This is a genomic window from Plantactinospora sp. KLBMP9567 (genome assembly GCF_033446045.1).
GTDB lineage: Bacteria > Actinomycetota > Actinomycetes > Mycobacteriales > Micromonosporaceae > Plantactinospora.
In genome coordinates this window covers 1-20,989 of the sequence record NZ_JAWQRR010000017.1, presented here as the reverse complement: position 1 = coordinate 20,989, position 20,989 = coordinate 1, and the positions used below count along the sequence as shown (strand labels likewise).

The window sequence follows — 20,989 nt, the reverse complement described above, 5'->3', positions numbered from 1 at the left end:
TGCCACCTCGGCGGACCGACGCCCGGCCGGACACGCGGCAACCCGCCCCGTGACCGGTGGTCACGGGGCGGGTGGGCACGCCGGCTACCGGCGGTGTCGCGGCGCGGCTACCCCGCGCTGCCGCAGAGCGCGTCCGCCACGATCTCGTCCGCGCGGCGCAGTACGGGCAGTGCCGCCTCGTCCCCGGCCAACTGGGTCGTCAGGGAGAGCACGATCGCCCGCCGGCCGTCGGTGGTGACACCGTTGACGGTGCTCATCCCGGGCACGTCGCCGCCGTGGCTCCAGTAGCCGCCGCAGGTGTTCGGCGCCCACATGATGCCGAGCCCGTAGCGGGCGCCCGGCAGGAAGTCCTGGAAGGTCTCGGCGAGCACGGTACGCCGCATCTCGACCAACTGCGCCGGGGCGAGCAGCCGGCCCTGTTGCAGCGCCTGCCAGAAGCGGACCAGGTCGGACGGGGTGCTGACCAGGTCGCCGGCCGTGTAGGCCATGGTGGTGTTGAACAGGGTGGTGTCGTCCAGCGGCCCGCCCGGCTCCCACTGCTGGTAGCCCCTGGCGTGCGGCCCGGGCAGGTGCGCCCGGTCCCCCGGCGTGGACGTCTCGGTCAGCCGCAGCGGCCGCAGGATGCGGTCCCGCAGTTCGGCCGCCCAGCTCCGGCCGGTCACCCGCTCGATCAGCATCCCGGCCAGAATGTAGTTGGTGTTCGAGTAGTCCCAGCTCGTGCCGGGGGCGAACATCGGCGGGTGCGCCATGGCCAGCGCGACCAGTTCCTCAGGCTCGTAGTGGTCGAACCGGTGCCGGGCGTACCCCTCGGCGGAGGAGAGACCCGGCAGGTCGCGGGTGTAGTTGTAGAGCCCGCTGGTGTGCTGTAGGAGCTGCCGGACGGTGATCCGCCGGCCGTCGTTGCCGTTGCCTGCCACCACGCCGGGCAGCCAGCGCTCGACGGTGTCGTCGAGCCGGAGCCGGCCCTCGCCGACGAGTTGCAGAACGAGTACGGCGGCAAAGGTCTTGGTGTTGCTCCCCATCCGGAAGTACCCGTCCCGGGGTACCGGCGCACCCGTGGTCAGGTCGCGGGTCCCCGCCCGGGCATAGCTGTCGCGTACGCCGTCCCGGGCCAGACCCTGCACGCCGGTGACGCCGAGGGCGTGCAGGTCCGCCACGCCGGTCCGCAGCCATCGTGCACTGTCGACGGACGCCGAAGCGGACGCCGTCGGCGCCACGGCGACGCCGAGCATCGCGGCCACCGCAGCGATGACCACCAGACACCGGGCGCCTCGACTGAGCTTCTTGGACATGTCGGTCTCCTCCCCCTCGACCACCTGGCCCGAGCCTATGAAGTCGGTCGATACCGCCACATCGGTGTTTGCCCGGAGGGGATCTCCCCCGGCCGGCCCGGGGAGGTGGTCGAGCCCACTCTCCCTAAAGCATCCTAGGACGATAGTCATCGTTGGGAATCTCGTTACTCGACTGGCCGTCGACATGGTCACCGCGACTCCGGACGCCGGCGGCCGTGATCCGGATGCCCGGCCCAGCCAACGGCGGCACGGGGCATCGGGCTATTCCACCTCGCGGAGCAGTCGTTCGAGGGCGGTGACGCGGTCGCGGATCTCGGCCAACTGGCCGGTTACCTCTTCGAGACGGCGTTCCGTCTTCTCCTGGGTGGCAACGGCCGTTTCGGCCAGCGCGCGGTACTCCCGTTCCCGGGCCAGGGTCGCCCTGGCCGGCCAGGTGGCGAACGCCTGCCAGATGACCACGACCACCACGGTGGTCGCCAGGGTGAAGATGCCGAGCACCAGCAGCATCGTCCACGCGTCCGAGCCCATCAGCTCGCCCCCTTCGATCGGCTTCGACCGGTCGATTCGTCGTTGGTCGGTTCATCGGCTTCGACGGTGCGTTCGCGGCAGAGTCGCTGGCGGCGCAGCGCGGTTGGTCGCCGGGCGACGTGGTCCGGTTGTCGATCGGGGACCGGCCGGACGTGATCCTCTACACCGCGGACCGGTACATCCGCGAGGAGGCCAGCCAGCTGTCCGGGCTCGTCTGGATGTCGACCGCGTTGCTCGGCCTGTCGATGCTCATCGCCCTGCTCGGCATCGTCAACACTCTTGCGCTGTCGGTCCTGGAACGCACCCGCGAGGTCGGCCTGCTCCGGGCCATCGGGATGCGGCGGCGGAAGGTCCGGGCGATGGTCCGGATCGAGTCGGTGCTGATCGCCGTGGTGGGCGGTGTGCTCGGGATCGGGGTCGGTGCGATGATCGGCGCGATGTTCCAGCATGCCGTGCTCGGTCAGCCGATCCGCGAGACCGCCCTCCCCTGGCCTTCGATCGGCGGGCTGCTCCTGGCCATGGCCGTCGCCGGTGTGCTGGCGGCGGAGTGGCCGGCCCACAACGCCGCCCGCACCGACGTACTGACGGCGATCGGCACACCGTAGAGGGCAGCCGGGACGGGCGCGGGCCGGCGGGCCGGATCACCAGGGGCGCCGCCGGTGGGTAGCCGGTGTCGAACGGTGGCCGCCGCCAGGTCGGCGGCGGCCGTCACATCGAGCCACGTAGATTCTCGCGTGGACGCTGGGGACTGACGAGGAGCCGCGGAGGGCTGCGCATCGAATACGACCGGGGCACACTGCGTGCATGACCCATCACGGTAGGCAGGTGCCGGATCATCTGCTGATCCGGATAGCGCAACGGAACGATCCGGTGTCGGCGGTCTCCGAGGACGACGCCCGGCGCCGGTCGCTCGCCTATCCGAAGCTGATGTGGGGCGCACCGGTCTTCGGCTACGCCGAGGAGGTGGCGGGCCGGTGGCGGATCCTCAGCCTCAGCGGCGACCAGCCACAGGGCAGCCGGGACGCCCTCGGCTCGTACTTCCGGCGCTTGCTGAGCGAGACACCGGAGACCTCCGGGCACGCGGCCGAGCGGCGGGAATACCAGGAGGCGATCCGGCTGCTCGACTGGGAGGTGGTCGACGACCTCACCGTGTACGGCCGCCGATACCGGATCATCCGCGCCCAGCCGTTCATCCGGATGGGGCCGGACGGACCCGAACCACCCCGGCCCACCGACCCGGATCCGTACCCGCCGGGCAAGACGCGCGACGTGCGGTGCCAGGAGGAGGGCTTCGTCATCGACCCGGCCGCGAGCACCGGTCTCGCCGACGGCCTGCTGCGGATCGAGATGGTCCCCGCGTACTACAAGGCCGGCATCGTCCCGGACGACGTCCGGGCCGACTCCCGCCGGGCGCTGGCCACCCATCCGAACGTGGTGCTGCTGCCGGTCGGCTTCACCATCGGCGAGTACGTGCACGGGAGCTGGCAACCCCGGTCGTTCGCCACGTACCCGACGCCGCAGGCCGCCCGCGACTCGGCGGCCTTCCGGTTCAGTGACATCGTGCCGCACGAAGACGCGTCGCTGGAGGAGATCCGGGCCGCGTACACCCGGGCAATGGAGGAGTTCGAGGCTCCCCGTACGGACGAGTTCGAGATCCGGGGCGTCCGCTGCCGGGTGACCCGGGTGGAGCGGTTCGTCCGGGTCGGCCCGGACGGCCCGGAGGGCCCCCGACCCTCGGACTGGGATCCGGAACCGCCGCCGGAGCTGCACTGCCAGCAACTACGTGAGCAGGGGCTGCTACCCGACCCGGAGTGAGCAGCCGCGGGAAGGTGTGGATCGGGGCCACCGTGTCGGCGGCCGGCGGACGCGGCCAGTCGGGCCGTGCTGGTCGCGGATCACCGCGATCGACCTGCCGCCGGCCGGCACGGCCTGGCGGATTCCGCCGAAGGCCAGCTCCGGCACTCCGCACGCTGTCACGGTCGGGCCACACCTGCGCGACGCGGCTCTACGCCGAGGAAGAGGCCGGACGGCAGCGACGGGACCAGGGGCAGCCCGAAGCCGCCGATCCCCCTCAGACGGTGCTGGGTCGGTCGGCGCGCCGGGGCCGCCGCCGGTACCCGACGACGAGCCCGAGCCCGACGGCCGCCGCGACCAGCAGCGTGCCGGCGACCAGCAGCGCACGCCGGGGCGTGCTCGTCGCCGGTTCCGGGGCGGGCCGGGACCCGGCCGGCCCGGCGGCGGCACTGCGGTCGTCGGCCGGTGCCGGGGCGGCGACCGCCGCGAACGGGTCCCGGTCGGGGTCGACCGGAACCGTCGGCGGCCGGATCGCGCCGGGCCAGTACTTCTCGGTCTGGCCCGGTTGCAGCGGCGCTGGCACGCCGAGCACCGCCATCCCGCCGGGCACGGTGAGGGTACCGATCCGGTAGTCCGCGAACCGGCCCTGTACGGCGGTCACCGTCCAGGCACCGGCGTGCGGTACCGCGACGGCCGCGGCGTAGTGCGCCGGCTCCGGCAGCGCCGACGCTGCGAACGACACCGACGTGCCCTTCCCGTCCACCAGCCGCAGCGCCACCCGGCCGAGATCACCCTCGTAGGGGTGGAAACCGTGCTGGAGCACCCAGAGCCCGACGGTGTAGCCCCGGCCCGGTTCCAGCCGGTCCGGCAGCGGGTCCAGCACGGTGACCGCCCAGTTGCCGGCCCGGGCGGGTGTCGGGACGAGCAGCAGGGTGCCGGCCAGCCCGACCAGGGTCGCGGCGACGGCGGCGAGCAGGCGACGGGTACGCATCGTTGACCACCTCCACCGGGGACGAGCCGCGCCCCCGCCACCTGGTTCCCGGCCCCGTCGGTGGTCCGGGTTTGTCGGAAACGACGGGACCCGGCGCTCCGGGTGGAGCGCCGGGTCCCGTCCCCGGGCCGGCCGGTGAACGGCCGCCGCTCAGCGTCCGGGCAGCGGCACCCGGGACCAGTTGATGTCCGAGCCGAGATAGAAGCTCGGGTACGACGGCTGGTTGTAGGTCGTCTGCTGCCGGGCCACCTCGACCCGGTACTGCGGATCGTGCATCAGCGTGTAGAGCTTGCGGTCGGTCAGCTCGGTACTCAGGTAGATCCGGATCGCCGAACTGTCCACGGTGCGGGTCAGCAACTCCTCGCGCCAGTCGCCGAGGACGTCGGCGACCAGTCCCGGGTTGCCCTTCGTCCCGTTGTTGGTCCGGGTGCCCTCGGCGGTGAGCAGCCGGCCCCGCTGCCAGTCGTCGATGCTCGGGGTCACCTCCCCCGCGCCGTTGACGATCTGGGTGGTCATGTCCGCCGCCCACCGGATGCTCTGGTTGGTGCCGGGGATCACGGTGCCGAGCAGGTCCCCGTCGGCGGTACGCAGCCCCGGCCCGTCCGGCTGGCCGCCGACGACCGTCGCCCAGGTCTCCAGGCCCGGCTCGGCGGGGACGACGTCGCCGACCATGCCACGTCCGGTGTCCACACCGGTGTAGCCGCCGTAGATCACCTCGCCGGTGCGGGCGTCCCGCAGCGCGTAGCCGTACGGCGCACCGGTCGCACCCTCGTGCACCATGAAGATCTCCAGTCCGGGGCGGGCCGGATCGATGTCGGTGACGTGCATCGCGTCGCCGTGCCCGACCTTCGCCCGCGCACCCGGGTTGGCGCTGCCCGGGGGCAGGACGCCGTAGGAGCTGTAGAGCAGGCTGCCGTCGTGGTCGATGGTGGCGCCGCCGTAGACGACCTCCTGCTTTCCGTCGGCGTCCACGTCGGCGACGGACAGCGAGTGCGCACCCTGGGTGGTCAGGGTGCCGTATTCCGGGTCGGTGCCCTCCCGGCCGTGCGGGCCGTCGTTGAACGGGTTGGCCATCGGCACCCAGCCGCTGTCCACGTACCAGTCCTCGCGCAGTCGCCGGCCGTCCCAGCGGTAGGCGACCAACGTGGCGCGGGTGTAGTAGCCCCGGGCGAAGATCGCCGACGGGTGCCGGCCGTCCAGGTAGGCGACCCCGGCGAGGAACCGGTCGACCCGGTTGCCCGGCTCGATCCGGCTCATTGCGTAGTCGCCCCACATCAGCCCGTCGTCGTGCCGGCCGGGCTTGTAGTGGACGGTCTGCAACTCGCGGCCGGTCGCCCCGTCGAAGACGGTCAGGTATTCCGGCCCGTCCACGATGAAGCCCTGGAACGCCCGCAGCGCGTTGCGGGTGCTCCGGGCCGGTGCGTAGACGTCGACGAAGTGCTCGACCAGCGCCTCGGCGTCGGCCCGGGACAGCGGGTAGGCGTACGTCGGGGCGATGCCGAAGGCCTGTTCCAGGGTTGCCGGCCAGTTTCCGGCCCGCACCTCCGGGTGCCGGTGCCAGCCGAGGAAGAGGTCGACGAGCTTCTGCCGGTACTTCTCCGGGCTCAGCCGGTAGTCGTCGGTGTGCGCGTAGCCGGCCCGGACGTCCTCGCGGGGCATCGTGACGTACCGCTCGGAGACGATCCCGCCGTGCCGGTCGTACCGGGTGACCTTGGTGCCGGGGGCGGTCTTGAGCATCATCTCGGCGCGGTTGTCGCCGTCGAAGTCGTAGACCAGGAACTGCGTGTAGTGCGCCCCGGCCCGGATGTTGACGCCGAGCGAGACCCGGTGCAGCAGGGTGCCGTCGAGTTCGTAGGTGTCGAGGTAGACCTCGCCGGTGTAGCCGACCTGGGAGACGTCCTTGGAGTTCGACGGGTCCCACTTGACGACGTACTCGTACCGCCCGTCGCCGTCGACGTCGCCGACGCTCAGGTCGGACGCCGAGTAGGTGTACGCCTCACCGGTCGGGGTCACCCCGTCGGCCGGCTTGCGCAGCGGCAGGTCGCGGTGGCCGTCGGCCCACGCCGTCACCGGTGCGCCCCGGGCGCCGGTCCGGCCCCGGACCACCGCCGCGACCTGGTAGGCGGCGGTGGCGGTGCCGGCCCGGTCGAGATAGTTGGTGCTGTCGGTGACGGCGCCGATCCGTCGCCCGTCCCGGTAGACGGCGAAGTCGGCGCCGGTCAGGCCGGTGCGTCCCCGTCCGGTCGCCTCGGCGCCGAGCAGCCGCCAGCTCAGGAACACCCCGTCGGCGGTGGCGACCGCGACGAGCCCGCGGTCGAGGCGTTCGAGGCGGGGTCCGTGCTTTCCGGCGCCGCCGCCTGGCTGGGCGGAGACCGCCGTCGGACTGCCGACCAGCAACGCGGTCACCGAGAGGCCGGCGACGAGTGCCCGCGACAGTACGGCGAACGCCCGGCCTCGCCTGGTTCGAAATCTCATGGGTCTCCAATGTGGGTACGGCCCGATCCACCGGGTGGGACGATCTGCGACCGGGCTGAAACGATACAATCCACTGAGAATTCTGGATGCCTGGCAGGCTTGTCAAGGTGGTCGCCCGTCCCGGGCGGCGGCACGGTCAGCGCGCGACGGCGACCTCCAGCACCAGGCAGGCGACGGCGAGCGCCAGGAAGCCGCCGGCGTAGCCCAGCGTGCGGAAGACCCGGGCCCGCAGGTGCACGGTGACCGCTCCGACGAAGAAGAGCACCAGGCCGATCGCGGCGGCGAGCCCGACCACCGGCACCCCGAGCAGGCCGAGGAGCAGGCCGGCCGCTCCGGCGGCCTTGAGTGCGGCGAGCGGCGGCAGCCAGGACGGCGGTACGCCCACCTCGGCGGAGTTGGCGAGCACGAACTCGGTCCGGGCCAGGTCGGCGGCGGCGCTCCAGACGCAGACCACAATGGTCAGGACGGCCACCACGACGTACGCGGTCAGCACCGCGCACCTCCGGCCGGGCGGCCGGGGCGGATGACACGGGGCATCATCGGTACTCTCACAGGGTCGGTCTCCTCGGCTCGCACGGGTACGGTCGTCTCGGGCTGGTCACCCCCATGACGTCTGACGCCTGGAGAAGGTGACCCGTGAGCGCCGACCAATCCCTCGCCGACCGGTTCGCCCGCGACCGGGAGCACCTGCGGGCGGTCGCCTACCGCCTGCTCGGTTCGCTGCCCGACGCGGAGGACGCCGTGCAGCAGGCGTGGCTGAAGGCCAGTCAGGCCGACCTGCGTGAGGTGCGCAACCTGACCGGCTGGCTGACCACGGTCACCGCCCGGGAGTGCCTGGACATGCTGCGGGCTCGGCGCCGCCGGGCCGAGGTCGCCCTCCCCGACCCGGAGTTGCCGGACGCGATCCCGGCGGCCTCCCCGGCCCGGACGGCGGAGCAGGAGGTGCTGCTCGCCGAGTCGGTCGGGCTGGCCCTGCTGGTCGTGCTGGACCGGCTCTCGCCGGCGCAGCGGATCGCCTTCGTGCTGCACGACCTCTTCTCGGTACCGTTCGAGGAGGTGGGTCGGGTGCTGGACCGCTCACCGGTGGCGGCGAAGAAGCTCGCGAGTCGGGCCCGGGAGCGGGTGCACGCCCCCGCCCCGCGACAACGGCGGCTCGCCGCCCGGCATCTTCCGCTCGTGGCGGCCTTCCTCGCCGCGTCCCGGGGCGGTGACCTGGAGACCCTGCTCGACCTGCTGGCACCCGACGTCGTACGCCGGGCCGATCCGGCGCTGCTGCCCGCCGGAATGCCGACCGAACTGCGCGGGGCGCGGGCGGTGGCCGAGGAGACCCGGCACTTCGCCGCCCGGGCCCGGATGGGCGGCACCGCCTGGGTCGACGGCACCCCGGGGATCGTGATCGCCCCGCGCGGTCGGCTGATGGCCGCGCTGCGGCTCACCGTCGAAACGGGGCGGATCCGCACCATCGAGGTGATCGGCGACCGGGACCGGCTCGACGCACTCAGCATCGCGGTGGCCGGCGGTGCCGGCCGGGCGCGGGAACACACCTGGTAGTCCCGACCGGGCCGTTGCGGGTCGCGCTATCGGAGTACGCCGCGGACGGCCGTTTCGAACTCGGGGCGGCGCAGCGAGGCACCGAAAACGGGGCCGCCGGGTTCGAGCAGGCGCCCGGCGGCGAGGCTGTCCAGCGGTACGGCGTCGTAACCGATGCGCTCGACGACCTCGGCCACCAGACCCGTCGCCGCCTTGTCGTCGCCGGCCACGCCGAGCGCACGCCGGTCCGGGTCACCCGCCGGCCGGCGTTCCTCCTCGATCTGGTGGTAGCCGGCGTGGTTGAAGGTCTTCACCACCGTCGACCGGTCGAGCCGACGGGCCACGATCTCGCTGCTGCCGTACCGGGGATCTTCGAACATCTCCTGCACGCCGTCGGTCGGCGGCCAGTAGTTCATCGTGTCGACGACGAGCTTGCCGGCGACCATTCCCGGGTCGAAGGCCGGAAACCGGTGCAGCGGGATCGCCAGCACCACGAGGTCGGCGTCCCGTACGGCGTCGGCGGCCCAGCGGGGCTCGGCGCCCGGCACCAGGATCTGGGTGATCAGCGCGATCTTCTCCGGGTCGCCGGAGGCGGCGATCGTGACCCGATGGCCGGCGGCGAGCCCGACCCGGGCGATCACCGGGCCGACGTGTCCGGCGCCGAGCACGGCGATCCGGGGCAGCGACGATCCGCTCATGATCGCGGAGCCCCCGCGCCGACGGGCACCGGACGGGGGCGCTGCCGCAGTAGCAGCAGCACGGCGGGGGCGCGCCGACGGGTCAGGCCGCACCGCTGTGCCCGCACGACCGTCCCCCCATCTCGTTGACGCGTCAAGTATACCTGGGGAACCAGGTCGGCCTGCCGGCTATTCCGGGTCGGCGCCGTCAGCCTCGGCGCCGTGGGGCGGAGCGCCGAGCCGGAGCTGCCAGCCCGGTCCGCGCCCGGTCAGCCGGACCACCGCCAGCGGCGCCACATCCAGCCGCCAGAAGGTGGCAGCCGGCAGTCGCAGCGCCCGGACCAGCGCGGCCCGGATCACCACCGGATGGGTGACGGCGACGATCCGCCCACCCCGGTCACGCTGCCCGGTCAGCCATCGGTCAACCCGGTCGAGCAGCGCCTCGACGGACTCGCCGCCGTGCGGGGCGGCGTCCGGCGCGCCGAGCCAGTCCCGCAAAGCGTCGGGCTCCCGGGCGCCGACCTCGGCCAGCGGCAGTCCGGTCCACCGGCCGTAGTCGCAGTCGGCCAGCGCGGACACGGCGGTGGGCCGCAGGCCGAGCGCGTACGCGGTCTGCCGGCCCGCCTCGGCGGGAGTACTGAGGCAGGCGTCGATCTGGCCGAACGGCCCGCGCCGACCCGGCCCGGTGCGGGCCAGCGCGCGGGCCGCCGCCAGGCCGGCGGGGTCCAGGCTGTCGTCGCCACCGCCGAACACCGCCCGCCGCAGCGCGGCGGTGTGGGCGTGCGCGACCAGGTGCAGCCTGGTCGGGCTCACCGTCCGGCCGGGGCCTCGGCACCGGCCGGCGGACCGGCGGACCGCTCTGGTCCACTGTCGACGGACGGCGGCCGGTCCCGGCCCCGCCAGCCGAGCAGCACGGCGAAGAGCAGGCCGATCCCGGTCCAGAGCACCACCTGGGTGCCCAGGGAGGCGAGCCGGAACTCCCACAGCAGGGTCGCCGGGAAGTCGCCCGGCACCTCCGCGAACGACGGCAGCACGGTGTAGGCGACCGCCGTGACCAGCAGGAACGCGCCGACCGCCGCAGCGGCCCGCAGCGCGTCCGAGGCGTGCGGGGATATCGAGCGGTGCGCCAGGGCCGCGGCCCAGACGGCCACCAGGCCGAGCAGCACCAGCAGCAGGTAACTGCCGGTCCGCTGGTCGATGGTGTCCGGGTTGCCGACCGCCGGCGGGTTCGCCGGATACTTGCCGAACGGTACGACGACCGCGCCGAGCAGCGCCGCGCCGGCCAGCAGCAGCGCCGCCCGGCCGTCGTCGGAACTGCGGAGTCGACGGCGCAGCAGGACGTACCCGGTGGCGAGCAGGCCGCCCATCGCGGCGCCGAACAGCCCGGTGGCCAGGAACAGTCCGGCGCGCTGACCGTCGCGCCCGACCAACTCCTCGGCGTGGTGGTCGGCCCCGACCTCGGGTGCGGAGTGGGTCGCCCGTTCCTCGATCGCGATCGCGGCATCGATCCGCGGCTCGCCGACGAGGTAGGCGAAGGTCCCGGCGATCAGACCGGCGACCAGGCCTGCGAGCAGGCCACGCAGCAGTACGGACAGGAACGTCGGCACGGCGGGAAGTCGATCAGTGGCAGGGGACGCCGAGCAGGTGCCGGCCGTCGTGCATCAGCTCGTGCAGGTACATGCCGCTGCGCGAGACGGCCCCCTGGTCGAACGCGACCAGGTAGGTCAGCAGGGCGAGCACGGCCACGACGGCGAGGGCCGTCCACAGTAGCCGGGCGGAGACCACCGGGTGACTGAGCGGACGGGCCGGGACAGGGCTGGACATGCGTGTGAGACCTCCTCGGGGATGACGCGTCCCCGTCGACAGGCTGCGACGACCGAGCGTCCTGGCTCGCGGGCCCCCGACCGGGGTCGGGACCGCTCACAGTGGCGCGACCGCGCCGGACTCTCACCGGCTTCCCTCGTACCGCCGCAGATGGCCAGTCGACCGTAGCCGGGCGGTACCCGCCGGTCAACCGGGACACCGGCCGGGCAGCGGGGCCGGACCCGGCCGTACGCCGCACCGCCGGATCCGCCGACCGGGGGACCCGCTCCGGCGACCGGCACGGAGCCTGCTCCGACGACCGGCACGGAGTCTCAACCGGCGGGCGGCAGGCGGCAGGCCAGCGACCGGCAGGCGGCAGGCCGGTGCCGGCGATCGGCAGGCCGGCGACCGGCCGCTCGGGTGTCGGAGGTCACCACCCGGCGACCGCCCGGTTGTCCCGGCCGGAGCCGGCCGTTACCGTCGCGCCGTGACGACCCGGGTGCTGCTGCTCGGCGGCACCGCCGAGGCGCGGGAGCTGGCCGCCGCACTGGTCGGGCGCCCCGACACCGTGGTGGTCTCCTCGCTGGCCGGCCGGGTCGCCGATCCCCGGCTGCCGGACGGCGAGGTACGGATCGGCGGGTTCGGTGGACCGGCCGGCCTCGCCCGCTGGCTGGCCGAGCACCGGGTCGACGTACTCGTCGACGCCACACACCCGTACGCGGCGCGGATCAGGTCGTCGGCCGTCCGGGCGGCCGAGACGACCGGGGTGCCGTACCTGCGGTTGGAGCGTCCTGGCTGGACGGCGGGTCCCGGGGACCGGTGGCACCGGGTGCCCGATCTCGCCGCCGCCGCCGAGCTGCTGCCCCGGCTGGGCCGGCGGGCCTTCGTCACCACCGGCCGGCAGGGACTGGGCGCCTTCCTGCACCTGACCGGCACCTGGCTGCTGGTCCGGGTGGTCGACGAGCCGACGGTCCCGTTGCCGGACAACGTCACCCTGCTGCGCGACCGGGGCCCTTACCAGGTGGCGTCGGAGCGCGAACTGCTGACGGCGCACCGGATCGAGGTGCTGGTCAGCAAGGACAGCGGCGGGACGTACACGATGGCGAAGCTGGCCGCCGCCCGCGAGCTGGGGCTGCCCGTGGTGCTGGTGGAGCGGCCGGCGCCGATCGCCCTGCCGGCGACGGTCACCGAGGTGCCCGCGGCGCTGGCCTGGCTGGAGACGGCGCTGCCGCGCCGGGCGATCGGCGGACCGCCCGGCGCATCGTCAGCGGCTCACGGGTAGTACTGGACGTACAGGTAGCTCGTCCACCAGCCGTTGTCCCGACACTGGTACGCCTTGTACGCCCCGAAGGCCACGCCGATCTGTCCCGTCCGGTTGCAGATCTCCCAGCCCTCCTCGAACGGGAAGGTCGTCCATTGGTCAATCGGCCCCTCCCACTCGTCGGCGGTCGCCGAGACCACCGGCCCGGCCACGCCGGTCCGCTCGGCGGCCACGGCCGCTCCGCCGGACCCGAGTCCACCGGCGAGCAGCGCGCCGGTGGCCGCGAGGGTCATCGCGGCCCTCCAGAACATCCTCATCTGTCCCCCTGTCTCAGCACCGCCCGCCTCGGGCGGTCCACTGAATGTTCGGACAGCGCGGCTTCACGCCGGCTTCAGCTCGGCGGCCGGGCCGAACCGGCGTGCGCCTGGGCGGTCCGCCGACGGCGTCAGCCGGGATAGGTGCGGGGCGTCCAGACCACGGTCGAACCGTCCGCCCGCCGGTCGGTCCGGGTGGTGGACGAGCCGACGATCAGCAGGCAGCGCATGTCCACATCGGATGGATCGAGTTCGGCCAGCGGGACCACGGTGATCCGCTCCCCCGGCCGGCCCACGTCCCGGGCGATCACCACCGGCGTGTCCGCGCTCCGGTGCCGGAGCAGCACCTTCTGGGCCGCCTCGACCTGCCACCGGCGGCTGGCCGAGGCCGGGTTGTAGAGCGCCAGCACCAGGTCGGCGGCGGCCGCGCCGGCCAACCGCTGCTCGATCACGGTCCAGGGCTTCAACCGGTCCGAGAGGGAGAGCACCGCGAAGTCGTGGCCGAGCGGGGCGCCGATCCGGCTCGCCGCCGCCTGCGCCGCGGTCAGCCCGGGCAGCACCCGTACCGGCACGGCGCCGAACCGCCCGTCGGTGGTGGCGACCTCCAGCACCGCCGTGGCCATCGCGAAGATCCCCGGGTCGCCGGAGGAGACCACCGTCACCCGGGCGCCGGCCAGGGCGAGTTCCAGGGCGTGCCGGGCCCGGTCGATCTCGACCTGGTTGCCGGAGGTGTGCCGGTGCTGTCCGGGACGGTGCGGCACCCGGTCGACGTACGGGCCGTAGCCGACCAGGTGTTCCGCCTCGCGCAGCGCCTGGCCGGTCTCCGGGGTGAGCCAGCCGCTGCCGGCGGGGCCGAGGCCGACCACCGTCACCCCGCCGGCCGTCACCCCGCCCTCGGCAGCCGCCCCGCCCTCGGTCGCCGCCGTCGGGGCGGTCGACGCCGCCACGCCGACGCCGGCCGCGACCGCGTCCCCGGTGGGACTGGTCAGCACGGCGAGGGAGAAGTACGGCACCCCGTCCGGGTCGACCTCGACCAGCGGCAGTTCCCGGCCGGTGGCGGTGGTGGCCCGTTCGACGTACCAGGCGTCGGCCAGCCGTCCGGCATCGGCAAACGCCGCCCGTACCTGCGGAAACGTCCGTCCCAGTTTGAGTACCGCGGCAGCGTCCGTGTCGGCCAGCCGGCGGGTCAACTCGTCGGCCGGCAGCGTACCGGGCAGCACGGTGAGCACCTCGTCCCGCTCGACCAGCGGCCTGCCCAGTACGGCGGTGGCGGCGCTGATCGAGGTCACCCCGGGTACGACCTCGGCGGGAAACCGGTGCGCCAGCCGTTCGTGCAGGTACATGTAGGAGCCGTAGAACATCGGGTCGCCCGCGCAGATCACCACCACGTCCCGACCGGCCGACAGGTGCGCTGCCAGCCGCTCGGCGCTGGCGTCGTAGAACTCGGTGATCGCCGCCTCGTAGCCGCCCGGATGGTCGGTGGTCTCGGTGGTGACCGGATAGACCAGCGGCTCGGTCAGTTGGCCGTCCCGGAAGTAGGGCTCGGCAATGGACCGGGCGATGCTGCGGCCGTGCCGGGCCGAGTAGTAGGCGACCACGTCGGCGGCGCCGATCAGCCGGGCCGCCTTCACCGTCACCAGTTCGGGATCGCCCGGCCCGACGCCGACGCCACGCAGCGTGCCCGGCCGCCGGCCACCGTCCCCTGCCGATCCACCGCCGGCCTTGCCGACCGCAGCGGATCCACCGCCACCGACCGCAGCCGATCCACCGTCACCGACCTCGCCAGCCGCAGCCGACCCACCCCCGCCGACCTCGCCGGCCGCCCGCTCGCCACCAGCGCCGACCCGCGCCGGCCCCGCCGATCCACCGCCAGGCTCGGTCGCGCTCATTCGACCTCGCTCGCGATCGCGTTGACGGCGGCGGCGGTGATGGCACTGCCGCCGCGCCGACCGTGCACCACCAGGTACGGAATGCCGGCGTCGTGCGCGGCCAGCGCCTGCTTCGACTCGGCCGCCCCGATGAACCCCACCGGTACGCCGACGATCGCCGCCGGCCGGGCGGCCCCCTCGTCGATCATCTCCAGCAGCCGGAACAGCGCGGTGGGGGCGTTGCCGATCGCCACCACAGCGCCGTCGAGCCGGTCCCGCCACAGTTCGAGGGCGGCCGCGCTGCGGGTGGTGCCGAGCCGGCGGGCCAGCTCGGGCACCTCGGGGTCGCGCAGCGTGCAGAGCACCTCGTTGTCGCGGGGCAGCCGGGCCCGGGTGATGCCGGCGGCGACCATCACCGCGTCGCAGAGAATCGGCGCACCGGCCCGCAGCGCGGCCCGACCGGCGCGGACCAGGTCGGGTGCGACCTCGACGTCGTCGACCAGGTCGACGCTGCCGCTGGCGTGGATCATCCGGACCACCATCGGCGCGATCTCCGGCGGCAGCGCGGAGAGGTCGGCCTCGGCCCGGATGGTCGCGAACGACCGACGGTAGATCTCCGCGCCGTCGCGGATGTACTCGTAGCTCACTTCTGCCTTTCTGCCCGTACGGCCAGGGCGGCCGCCGGGGTGCCCGGTCGGCTGGTACCGCCCGCCTCGATCCGGTATCCGGTGCCGGTGGCGACCGCCAGTACGGCCGGTCCGGCGGGTCGGCCGCAGCGGCGCTCGCAGCCGACCACGTGCACCGGAAGCGCCGTCCCGCCCGCCGGACCGGCGTCGGCCAGCGCCTCGGTGACGTCCCCCCGCACATCGGCGAGGGCACTGGCGCAGCCGGGCCGGCCGGTGCAGGCCGTCACGCCGAGCCAGGGCGAGGCCGGGTCGACCAGCAGCCCGGCCGTGGCCAGCCGGCCGACGATATCGGGTCCACCGGTGTCGAGCACCAGGCTGCGCCACGGGGTGACGATGATCTCGTCCCTGCCGGCGAGGTCGGCCAGCAGGTGCGCCTGGTCGGCGGTCAACCGGCCGAGCCGGACCCCGGCCACCACCACACCGTCCGGACGGGCGCCCACCACTGGTGCCGGCGCGGCACCGGACGTCCTGGGCGGGGCTGCGCCCGCAGAGGCCAGCGCGGCAGAAGTGCCACCGGACGCCCCGGACGGGAACGCGACCGCAGAGGCCAGCGGTGCCGGAGCGGCACCGGACGCCCCGGGCGGGGCCGTGACCGGGGAGGTGGGACGGCCGAGCGCGGCGGTGACCCGGGCCGGCCCAGCCGGCAGGTCCGCCAGCCGCCACAGGTCCCGGCGCTCACCCCGGACCCGCAGGAAGGCACGGGCGGCGGCGACCAGCAACTCGACGACCTCGTCCGGGCCGGCCCGCAGCCCGGTGTCGGTGCCGGCCAGCCAGAGGGTCTGCGAGCCGCCGGTCCAGCACAGGTCGGCGCCGAGGGCGGCGACGTCGTGCCGGCCGTCGTCGAGGGCGAACAGGAACCGGCCGCTGAGCGACGCCAGGTCGGCGGCGCCGCGCAGCGCTGCGTCCAGGTCCCGCACCAGCGGGCGTACGTCGAGCCGCCCGGCCCGGTCCCGCCCGCTCAGCGGGGAGGCCAGCAGGTTGCGCACCCGCTCGTGGGTGGCGGTGGGCAGCAGCCCCACCTCGGCGATCCGATCGGCGACCCGGCGTACCGCGGCGTCGTCGGCGAGGCGGCGGAGTTGGAGGTTGCCCCGGGAGGTCAGTTCCAGCGCGCCGTCGGACTCGTCCCGGGCGAGGTCGGCGAGGACGCGCAGTTGGGCGGGGCGCAGTTGACCGCCGGGCAGCCGTACCCGCACCAGCAGCCCGTCGGCGGCCTGGTGGGCCCGCAGCGCACCGGGACAGCGGTCCTCCGGCGGCCGGGGGGACGGGGTGGCGAGGGCGGACACGGGCTCATCGTAGAGTCGTGGTCCTCGGCGCCGGCCGGCGGCGAGAAATGCATCACGCGGTGGACCCGGAGGAACCCGGTGCGAGTCCGGGGCGGTCCCGCCACTGTCACCGACCTGCGTACGGGTCGGGAGCCAGACACTCCGGACCACCGTGACACGGACCACGACCACGGGCGCGGACCCGGGGAGGAGCCACCCATGCCTGCGGCGGACGCTGCCACCATCCTGCTCTTGTCCACTTCGGACACCGACCTGCTCTCCGCTCGCGCCAGCGGCGCGGCGTACCGGCTGGCGAACCCGGCCCGGATCGACCTCGCCGAGCTGACCGACCTGGTCGACGGCGTCGACCTGGTGGTGGTGCGGATTCTCGGCGGCGCCCGGATCTGGGCCGACGGGCTGGCCACACTGCGCGCCGGCACCCGGCCGGTGGTGGCGCTCGGCGGCGAGCAGACCCCGGACGCCGACCTGATGGCCCGGTCCACGGTGCCGGCCGGCACCGCCGCGCAGGCGCACGCCTACCTGGCCCAGGGCGGGCCGGAGAACCTGCGCGAACTGCACGCCTTCCTCTCCGACACGGTACTGCTGACCGGGCACGGCTTCGCCCCGCCGGTCGCGCAGCCGAACTGGGGCGTCCGGTCCCGCCCGGCCCGCGAGGCGACCGGGCCGGTGGTCGGCATCCTCTACTACCGGGCGCACCAGCTCAGCGGGAACACCGGCTTCGTCGACGCGCTGGCCGAGGCCGTCGAGGAGGCGGGCGGCCGGGCGCTGCCGGTCTTCTGCGCCAGCCTGCGTACCCCGGAACCGGAGCTGCTGGCGACGCTCGGTGCGGCCGACGCGCTGCTGGTCACGGTGCTGGCGGCCGGTGGCACCCGCCCGGCGGACGCCGCCGCCGGCGGCATCGAAGAGGCCTGGGACGTCGGCGCGCTGGCCGCGCTGGACGTGCCGATCCTCCAGGCGCTCTGCCTCACCTCCACCCGGGCGTCCTGGTCGGACAGTGACGACGGCCTCTCCCCGCTGGACGCGGCGACCCAGGTCGCGGTGCCGGAGTTCGACGGGCGGCTGATCACCGTGCCGTTCTCGTTCAAGGAGACCGACACCGACGGGCTGCCGCGCTACGTGGCGGACCCGGAGCGGGCCGCCCGGGTCGCCGGCACCGCCGTCCGGCTGGCCCGACTCCGGCACGCCTCCGCCGAACAGCGCCGGATCGCCCTGGTGCTGTCGGCCTATCCGACCAAGCACGCCCGGGTCGGCAACGCGGTCGGGCTGGACACCCCGGCCAGCGCGGTACGCCTGCTCCGGACGATGCGGGACCTCGGCTACGACGTCGGCCCGGTCGACGGCCCGGACGCGCTACCCGGACTCGTCCCGGCGACCGCCGGCGAGACCGGATCCGACGCCGGCTCCCCCGACACCGGGCTGCCCGACGGTGACCGGCTGATCCACGCGTTGATCGCGGCCGGTGGCCAGGACCAGGAGTTCCTGACCGAGGAGCAGCTCGCCACCAACCCGGTACGGATCCCGCTGGCCCGCTACCGTCGCTGGTTCGACGCACTGCCGGCGGAGCTGCGCGAGGCGATGGTCACGCACTGGGGGCCGCCGCCCGGGCAGCTCTACGTCGACACCTCCCGGGACCCGGACGGCGAGATCGTGCTCGCCTGCCTGCGGGCCGGCAACGTGGTGCTGATGATCCAGCCGCCGCGTGGCTTCGGCGAGAACCCGGTCGCCATCTACCACGACCCCGACCTGCCGCCGACGCACCACTACCTGACCGCGTACCGGTGGCTGGACGAGGAGTTCGGCGCGGACGCCGTGGTGCACCTGGGCAAGCACGGCTCGCTGGAGTGGCTGCCCGGCAAGACCGTCGGGCTCTCCGCCTCCTGCGGCCCGGACGCGGTACTCGGCTCACTGCCGCTGGTCTATCCGTTCCTGGTCAACGATCCCGGCGAGGGAGCGCAGGCCAAGCGGCGGGCGCACGCGGTGATCGTCGACCACCTGGTGCCGCCGATGGCCCGGGCGGAGAGCTACGGCGACATCGCCCGACTGGAGCAGCTCCTCGACGAGTACGCCAACATCGCCGCGATGGACCCGGCCAAGCTGCCGGCGATCCGGGGACAGATCTGGACGCTGATCCAGGCCGCCCGGCTCGACCACGACCTGGGTCTGGAGCAGCGCCCGCACGACGCCGAGTTCGACGAGTTCCTGCTGCACGTGGACGGCTGGCTCTGCGAGGTGAAGGACGCGCAGATCCGGGACGGCCTGCACGTGCTCGGCGAGCCGCCGACCGGCGAGGCCCGGGTCAACCTGGTGCTGGCGATCCTGCGCGCCCGGCAGGTCTGGGGCGGGCAGGCCGGCGCCGTGGACGGGCTCCGGGCCGCGCTCGGCCTGACCGAAGGCGGCGACCAGCAGGGCACCGCCGAGGTCGACCGGGTCGAGGCGGTGGCCCGGGCCCTGCTCGAGGCGATGGAGGCGCGGAACTGGGCGGTCGACGCGGTACCGGCCGTGCTGCACGACGTGCTGGGCGACGACGATCCGCGCGCCTCGGCGGTACGCCCGGTGCTGGAGTTCGCCGCCACCGAGGTGGTACCCCGGCTGGCCCGGACCACGGACGAACTGACCCACCTGCTGCACGCCCTCGACGGCGGGTACGTGCCGGCCGGGCCGAGCGGGTCTCCGCTGCGCGGACTGGTCAACGTGCTGCCGACCGGCCGGAACTTCTACACGGTGGACCCGAAGGCGATCCCGAGCCGGTTGGCGTACGCCACCGGGCAGGCGATGGCGACCTCACTGGTGGAGCGGTACCGGCGGGACACCGGCGAGTGGCCGCGCTCGGTCGGGCTCTCCGCCTGGGGTACCTCGGCGATGCGGACCGCCGGGGACGACGTGGCCGAGGTACTGGCCCTGATCGGCGTGACACCGACCTGGGACGAGGCGTCCCGCCGGGTCAACGGCTTCGAGATCGTGCCGCTGGCCGAGCTGGGCCGGCCGCGCATCGACGTGACCGTGCGGATCAGCGGCTTCTTCCGGGACGCGTTCCCGCACGTGCTGCTGCTGCTCGACGACGCGATCCGGGCGGTGGCCGCGCTCGACGAGCCGGACGAGCAGAACTTCCTGCGCGCACACGTCCGGGCCGACGCCGCCCGGCACGGCGACGAGCGGCGCGCGACGAGCCGGATCTTCGGCTCCAAGCCGGGCGCGTACGGCGCCGGACTGCTGCCGCTGATCGACAGCGGAAACTGGCGGGACGACGCCGACCTGGCCGAGGTCTACACGGTCTGGGGCGGCTTCGCCTACGGGCGCGGGCTGGACGGGCGGCCGGCCCGGGAGGAGATGGAGGACGCGTACCGGCGGATCGCGGTGGCGGCGAAGAACACCGACACCCGGGAACACGACATCGCCGACTCCGACGACTACTTCCAGTACCACGGCGGGATGATCGCCACGGTGCGGGCTCTGACCGGGCAGGCGCCCCGGGCGTACATCGGGGACAGCACGACTCCGGACGCGGTGCGGACCCGGTCGCTGACCGAGGAGACCGCCCGGGTGTTCCGGGCCCGGGTGGTGAATCCGCGCTGGCTGGCGGCGATGCGCCGGCACGGCTACAAGGGCGCGTTCGAGCTGGCCGCCACCGTCGACTACCTCTTCGGGTACGACGCCACCGCCGGGGTCGTCGCCGACTGGATGTACGAGGACCTGGCGCGGACGTACGCCCTCGACGCCGAGAACCAGGAGTTCCTGCGCCGGTCCAACCCGTGGGCGCTGCGGAACATCATCGAACGGCTCTCCGAGGCGGCCGACCGGGGGCTGTGGGCGAAACCGGACCCGGCGACGATGGCGGCGCTGCGGGAGACGTACCTCCGCGTCGAGGGCGACCTGGAGGGCTCCGGGTGAGTCCTTGACCGTTCTTCACCTTGCGCTTGCGCTGGCGGGACGGAATCGGATGCCCAGGTAGCGGGTTGCGGTCAGGCGGCAACCACCACGCTGGGTGGCTCCGCCGGGATCGCAGGGGTGGGCCTCGTCCCGGACGGATATGTCGATCTTGGGCGAAGGCGCTGCGGTTGCTCGATGGGGGCGGTGAAGATGCCGAGCAGCCCGGTCACCTCCAAGACGCGGCGAACGAAGGGTTGCGGATCGGTGACTCGCAGCTCGCATCCGGCCTCGCCAGCGGCGTTGCGCACGCCGACGAGCGCGCCGATGCCGGCGCAGTCCAGGAACGCAACCCCGGCGAGGTCCACGACGAGGACTGCGGGAGTCTGATCCCGCAACAGGGTGAGCAGCTTGTCGCGGAGTACCGGTGCGGTTGCCAGGTCGATCTCTCCGGCCACGCCGAGCCGGGCCGTCGCTGGCTGCGGATGACTTGTGTCGATGGGTAGGGGCGCGAGCGCGGTCACAGGCGAAAGATTGGGAGCCATCGTGCTCCTCCAGCTCAACTGCAGACATGAATCGCTTGACGGGCGGGCGAGGGCTGGACCCTAGGCCGGGAAGCAACG

The 20,989-nt window shown here is 74.0% G+C and carries 19 protein-coding genes and 2 riboswitches; of the genes, 5 read left to right on the top strand and 14 right to left on the bottom strand.

The annotated features are described in order from the left end of the window. Positions 1 to 107: 107 nt before the first annotated feature. On the bottom strand, positions 108 to 1,292 hold the full coding sequence (locus R6Y94_RS13335) for a serine hydrolase domain-containing protein (RefSeq protein ID WP_318396132.1): 1,185 nt from the start codon (positions 1,290 to 1,292) through the stop codon (positions 108 to 110). A gap of 261 nt (positions 1,293 to 1,553) precedes the next feature. Next, entirely contained in the window at positions 1,554 to 1,820 is a 267-nt protein-coding gene (locus R6Y94_RS13330) for a hypothetical protein (RefSeq protein ID WP_318396131.1), read from the bottom strand. A gap of 128 nt (positions 1,821 to 1,948) precedes the next feature. On the opposite strand from R6Y94_RS13330, the gene R6Y94_RS13325 reads away from it, so the two are divergent. Both R6Y94_RS13325 and R6Y94_RS13320 read left to right on the top strand, forming a co-directional pair. Further along, positions 1,949 to 2,425, top strand: a complete 477-nt coding sequence (locus tag R6Y94_RS13325) for an ABC transporter permease (protein WP_318396130.1) — start codon at positions 1,949 to 1,951, stop codon at positions 2,423 to 2,425. 199 nt (positions 2,426 to 2,624) lie between these two features. Then, positions 2,625 to 3,635, top strand: coding sequence for a DUF5954 family protein (locus tag R6Y94_RS13320; protein WP_318396129.1), 1,011 nt, complete (start codon positions 2,625 to 2,627; stop codon positions 3,633 to 3,635). A gap of 256 nt (positions 3,636 to 3,891) precedes the next feature. On the opposite strand, the gene R6Y94_RS13315 is transcribed toward R6Y94_RS13320, so the two are convergent. From R6Y94_RS13315 to R6Y94_RS13305, 3 genes are all read right to left on the bottom strand, one after another. Next, positions 3,892 to 4,605 (bottom strand): hypothetical protein, encoded by a 714-nt coding sequence (locus tag R6Y94_RS13315; protein ID WP_318396128.1) that lies wholly within the window; start codon positions 4,603 to 4,605, stop codon positions 3,892 to 3,894. A 150-nt stretch (positions 4,606 to 4,755) separates the two neighbouring features. Beyond that, positions 4,756 to 7,080, bottom strand: coding sequence for a rhamnogalacturonan lyase (locus R6Y94_RS13310; protein WP_318396127.1), 2,325 nt, complete (start codon positions 7,078 to 7,080; stop codon positions 4,756 to 4,758). Between the two features lie 136 nt (positions 7,081 to 7,216). Next, complete coding sequence (locus R6Y94_RS13305; RefSeq protein ID WP_318396126.1) at positions 7,217 to 7,573, bottom strand: DoxX family protein; 357 nt, start codon at positions 7,571 to 7,573, stop codon at positions 7,217 to 7,219. Between the two features lie 143 nt (positions 7,574 to 7,716). On the opposite strand from R6Y94_RS13305, the gene R6Y94_RS13300 reads away from it, so the two are divergent. Next, entirely contained in the window at positions 7,717 to 8,631 is a 915-nt protein-coding gene (locus R6Y94_RS13300) for a sigma-70 family RNA polymerase sigma factor (protein ID WP_318396125.1), read from the top strand. A gap of 26 nt (positions 8,632 to 8,657) precedes the next feature. Here the strand turns inward: R6Y94_RS13300 and R6Y94_RS13295 are convergent, their stop codons facing one another. The 4 genes from R6Y94_RS13295 to R6Y94_RS13280 all read right to left on the bottom strand — a co-directional run bounded on the left by R6Y94_RS13295 (position 8,658) and on the right by R6Y94_RS13280 (position 11,111). After that, positions 8,658 to 9,308, bottom strand: coding sequence for an NADPH-dependent F420 reductase (locus R6Y94_RS13295; protein WP_318396124.1), 651 nt, complete (start codon positions 9,306 to 9,308; stop codon positions 8,658 to 8,660). A 168-nt stretch (positions 9,309 to 9,476) separates the two neighbouring features. Next, complete coding sequence (locus tag R6Y94_RS13290) at positions 9,477 to 10,100, bottom strand: histidine phosphatase family protein (protein ID WP_318396123.1); 624 nt, start codon at positions 10,098 to 10,100, stop codon at positions 9,477 to 9,479. Then, the gene (locus R6Y94_RS13285; RefSeq protein WP_318396122.1) at positions 10,097 to 10,894 is read right to left on the bottom strand and encodes a CbtA family protein; all 798 of its coding nucleotides are present in this window, start codon (positions 10,892 to 10,894) and stop codon (positions 10,097 to 10,099) included. The genes R6Y94_RS13290 and R6Y94_RS13285 overlap by 4 nt, the downstream gene beginning before the upstream one ends. A gap of 13 nt (positions 10,895 to 10,907) precedes the next feature. Further along, positions 10,908 to 11,111, bottom strand: coding sequence for a CbtB domain-containing protein (locus R6Y94_RS13280; protein WP_318396121.1), 204 nt, complete (start codon positions 11,109 to 11,111; stop codon positions 10,908 to 10,910). A gap of 56 nt (positions 11,112 to 11,167) precedes the next feature. Then, positions 11,168 to 11,246: riboswitch (cobalamin riboswitch) on the bottom strand. Between the two features lie 331 nt (positions 11,247 to 11,577). Here R6Y94_RS13280 and R6Y94_RS13275 point away from each other — a divergent pair. Further along, positions 11,578 to 12,372, top strand: coding sequence for a cobalt-precorrin-6A reductase (locus R6Y94_RS13275; RefSeq protein ID WP_318396120.1), 795 nt, complete (start codon positions 11,578 to 11,580; stop codon positions 12,370 to 12,372). On the opposite strand, the gene R6Y94_RS13270 is transcribed toward R6Y94_RS13275, so the two are convergent. The 4 genes from R6Y94_RS13270 to R6Y94_RS13255 form a co-directional block, all read right to left on the bottom strand. Beyond that, positions 12,363 to 12,668 (bottom strand): hypothetical protein, encoded by a 306-nt coding sequence (locus R6Y94_RS13270; RefSeq protein WP_318396119.1) that lies wholly within the window; start codon positions 12,666 to 12,668, stop codon positions 12,363 to 12,365. The two genes, R6Y94_RS13275 and R6Y94_RS13270, sit on opposite strands and share 10 nt — an antisense overlap. Positions 12,669 to 12,796: 128 nt before the next feature. After that, on the bottom strand, positions 12,797 to 14,554 hold the full coding sequence (locus R6Y94_RS13265) for a precorrin-2 C(20)-methyltransferase (RefSeq protein WP_318396118.1): 1,758 nt from the start codon (positions 14,552 to 14,554) through the stop codon (positions 12,797 to 12,799). After that, the gene (locus tag R6Y94_RS13260; RefSeq protein ID WP_318396117.1) at positions 14,551 to 15,180 is read right to left on the bottom strand and encodes a precorrin-8X methylmutase; all 630 of its coding nucleotides are present in this window, start codon (positions 15,178 to 15,180) and stop codon (positions 14,551 to 14,553) included. Before R6Y94_RS13260 ends, R6Y94_RS13265 begins: the two co-directional genes overlap by 4 nt. Further along, positions 15,177 to 16,502: a precorrin-3B synthase gene (locus tag R6Y94_RS13255; protein ID WP_318396116.1), complete on the bottom strand. Its 1,326-nt coding sequence runs from the start codon at positions 16,500 to 16,502 to the stop codon at positions 15,177 to 15,179. The genes R6Y94_RS13260 and R6Y94_RS13255 overlap by 4 nt, the downstream gene beginning before the upstream one ends. A 68-nt stretch (positions 16,503 to 16,570) precedes the next feature. Next, a riboswitch (cobalamin riboswitch) is annotated at positions 16,571 to 16,644 on the top strand. A 56-nt stretch (positions 16,645 to 16,700) separates the two neighbouring features. On the opposite strand from R6Y94_RS13255, the gene cobN reads away from it, so the two are divergent. Next, positions 16,701 to 20,390, top strand: coding sequence for a cobaltochelatase subunit CobN (gene cobN / locus R6Y94_RS13250; protein ID WP_318396115.1), 3,690 nt, complete (start codon positions 16,701 to 16,703; stop codon positions 20,388 to 20,390). A gap of 71 nt (positions 20,391 to 20,461) precedes the next feature. Here the strand turns inward: cobN and R6Y94_RS13245 are convergent, their stop codons facing one another. Then, entirely contained in the window at positions 20,462 to 20,890 is a 429-nt protein-coding gene (locus R6Y94_RS13245) for an STAS domain-containing protein (protein ID WP_318396114.1), read from the bottom strand. Positions 20,891 to 20,989: the final 99 nt, after the last annotated feature.

Bases quoted from the DNA above. Each gene is read 5' to 3' on its own strand.
- R6Y94_RS13335 (WP_318396132.1), bottom strand. From the start codon at position 1,292: ATGTCCAAGAAGCTCAGTCGAGGCGCCCGGTGTCTGGTGGTCATCGCT.
- R6Y94_RS13330 (WP_318396131.1), bottom strand. From the start codon at position 1,820: ATGGGCTCGGACGCGTGGACGATGCTGCTGGTGCTCGGCATCTTCACC.
- R6Y94_RS13320 (WP_318396129.1), top strand. From the start codon at position 2,625: ATGACCCATCACGGTAGGCAGGTGCCGGATCATCTGCTGATCCGGATA.
- R6Y94_RS13315 (WP_318396128.1), bottom strand. From the start codon at position 4,605: ATGCGTACCCGTCGCCTGCTCGCCGCCGTCGCCGCGACCCTGGTCGGG.
- R6Y94_RS13310 (WP_318396127.1), bottom strand. From the start codon at position 7,080: ATGAGATTTCGAACCAGGCGAGGCCGGGCGTTCGCCGTACTGTCGCGG.
- R6Y94_RS13295 (WP_318396124.1), bottom strand. From the start codon at position 9,308: ATGAGCGGATCGTCGCTGCCCCGGATCGCCGTGCTCGGCGCCGGACAC.
- R6Y94_RS13280 (WP_318396121.1), bottom strand. From the start codon at position 11,111: ATGTCCAGCCCTGTCCCGGCCCGTCCGCTCAGTCACCCGGTGGTCTCC.
- R6Y94_RS13270 (WP_318396119.1), bottom strand. From the start codon at position 12,668: ATGAGGATGTTCTGGAGGGCCGCGATGACCCTCGCGGCCACCGGCGCG.
- R6Y94_RS13265 (WP_318396118.1), bottom strand. From the start codon at position 14,554: ATGAGCGCGACCGAGCCTGGCGGTGGATCGGCGGGGCCGGCGCGGGTC.
- cobN (WP_318396115.1), top strand. From the start codon at position 16,701: ATGCCTGCGGCGGACGCTGCCACCATCCTGCTCTTGTCCACTTCGGAC.